Source organism: Erythrobacter sp. QSSC1-22B (genome assembly GCF_001678665.1).
Lineage (GTDB): Bacteria > Pseudomonadota > Alphaproteobacteria > Sphingomonadales > Sphingomonadaceae > Qipengyuania.
Genome location: NZ_LZRP01000028.1, coordinates 1 through 2,382, shown reverse-complemented (window position 1 = coordinate 2,382; position 2,382 = coordinate 1). Strand labels below are relative to the sequence as shown.

At 64.1% G+C, this 2,382-nt stretch carries 2 protein-coding genes and 1 pseudogene; all 3 read right to left on the bottom strand.

Going from position 1 to position 2,382, the window contains the following annotated elements:
• Window positions 1-84: 84 nt before the first annotated feature.
• Window positions 85-1,520: pseudogene (locus A9995_RS16395) on the bottom strand (IS66 family transposase).
• A 111-nt stretch (window positions 1,521-1,631) separates the two neighbouring features.
• Window positions 1,632-1,973 (bottom strand): IS66 family insertion sequence element accessory protein TnpB, encoded by a 342-nt coding sequence (gene tnpB, locus A9995_RS15660; protein ID WP_067614733.1) that lies wholly within the window; start codon window positions 1,971-1,973, stop codon window positions 1,632-1,634.
• Window positions 1,970-2,338, bottom strand: coding sequence for a transposase (locus tag A9995_RS15655; RefSeq protein ID WP_067614731.1), 369 nt, complete (start codon window positions 2,336-2,338; stop codon window positions 1,970-1,972). The genes tnpB and A9995_RS15655 overlap by 4 nt, the downstream gene beginning before the upstream one ends.
• Window positions 2,339-2,382 lie beyond the last annotated feature (44 nt).

Sequence of the window (2,382 nt, the reverse complement as noted above, 5' to 3'; positions counted from 1 at the left end):
GTATCCATCCGGTGAGTGCCGCGGCGTGGTGAGTTTTTACGCTGCGATAGCGGAGGGTCGAGGCGCCCAGTTCCAGGGCAGGAGCTAGCCGAGCTGTCGGACGGGATGCTCGGCGATGCGGGCGAGGACATCGGCAAGCCATGCCTGGGGATCGATGTCGTTGAGCCTCGCGGTCTGTATGAGCGTGTAGAGGATGGCAGCGCGCTGTCCGCCGCGATCCGAGCCGCAGAAGAGCCAGGCTTTGCGGCCGAGCGGGATGCAGCGCGGCGGGCGCTCGGCGGCATTATTGGTGAGACAGATGCGTCCATCATCGAGGAACCGGGTGAATGCTTGAGCTCCTGGCGGACGGCGCGACGCTCGGCAGAGGTCTTGCCGTTGATTTCACGCTCGATGTCGAACAGCGCATCGAGCCGCTGCACGGCTTCGAGCGCGATGGGATAGATCATGCTGCTGCGCTGGCCGCGGCTCCTCCGGCGAGCTGCACCCTCGACATCCGCCAGCTCGAAGAACTTGCGCCTGGCATGGGCAAAGCAGGCCGCCTCGAGCACGGGAGCGGGCTCGCACCCCTCGCGGTAAAGCTCGTTATAGCCGCCATAGGCATCGGCCTGCAGGATCCCTGCCCATGAGGCGAGATGGGATCGTGGGTGTTCGCCGCTCCGGTCACGCAAGTAGTGGAACAGGGCGCCAGGCGGATCGGTGCCTGCGAACGGGCGATCATTGCGTAAATAGACCCACAATCGGGCGGTATCGGTCTTGCCCTTCGCTATGACTGGCACGGTGGTGTCATCGCCATGCAATCGCTCGGCGGCCAGAGCATGGGCTTCGATCAGGCGATAGAGCGGCATCAGCGCGAAGGCGGCGGCCCCGACCTGAACGGCAAGGGTCGAGACACTGAGCGGCACGCCTTCACGGGCGAACCGCTCAGCCTGACGGTTGAGGGGTTGGTTCTGGCCGTACTTCTCAAAGAGCAGCATGGCGAGAAAGCTTGGTCCGGCCGATCCGCGCGGCACCACGTGGAATGGTGCTGGCGGCTGTGTGATCTTCTCGCAGTCGCGGCAGGAGAACTTCTCGCGAACCGTCTGAATGACCTTCCACGAGCGGGGGATCACTTCGAGCGTCTCGGTCACATCCTCTCCCAGCTTCGAGAGACGGTCGCTGCCGCATGCGGGGCATGAGCAGGGGGCTGGAACGACAACGCGAGTCCGCGGCAGATGATCGGGAAACGGCTTTCTTGCGGGCCGTATGCGCGCGAAGGCGGTGACGGCGGTCGTCTTCGCTGCCGCTTCCTCGGCAACCAGATCATCCTCGCTTGCATCGGCCTCGAGATCTTCGAGCTGCAGCTCCATCTGATCGAGCAGGCGGCGGGTGCGTTCTGCGCTGGCGCCGTATTGCTCGCGCCTCAGCTTGGCGATCTGCAGCTTGAGGTGGGCGATGATCGCTTCGGTGGCGCTCTCGCGGGCGTGGGCATTGGCAAGCTTCGCCTCAGCCTCATCAGCCTTCTGGAGCGCGGAAACCAGCAGCGCCTTGAGCGCTTCAACGTCGTCCGGAAGGGGCTAGACGGCGGCTTCCATGAGAGCGAGTGAATCATCATCGCCCCCCTGCCGCAAAAGCAAAATGATGGCTCGTTACGATTATCCAGCGCTTGCCGGTCGCCAGGAATACTGCGGGTTGCGCCAGTCGATCCCCTCAAGCAGGCAGGCCAGTTGCGACGGGGTCAGCGACACCGTTCCCTCCTTGGCCCTAGGCCATACGAACCGGCCCTTCTCGAGCCGCTTGGTATAGAGCGACATGCCGATACAGTCTTGCCAAATGATCTTGACCAGCGAGCCTGCGCGGCCGCGGAATACGAATAGATCGCCGCCGTGGGGAATACGCTTCAGACCCTGCTGAACCAGCAACGCAAGGCCCGGCATGCCTTTGCGCATATCGGTATGGCCCATCGCGATCCACACCCGGGCGCTTGGCGGGATCATCGCAGCGCCCTCAGCGCAGCGGCGACTTGGGTCGGTGATGCTGACCCGAAAATGCTTAGCCGCTTGCCGCGTGCAAGCTCAACTATGATCGCAGGATGCTGAGTGCGGTCACGCGCAGCTGTGTCTTCGTCCATCACCGCTTGGGCGAACACTGGTCCGGGCACGGCTTCGGGCAGCGTCTGCGCTTGAGCGTCGCGAAGCTTGCGCCGCCACGTATAGATCAACGCCGAGGAGATATCGTGGCGCCACCAAACATGGCCGACGCACGCCCCCGGCGAAAACGCCTCGGTCAGGATCTCCCGCCGTTCCTCGTCGCTCCACCGGCGCCGCCGCTCCGGACCTGAAAACACCGTCACCTGACCCATCGACCGCCCCTAAGCGCACTCACAAGAGCGCGCTTCAGTCCGCT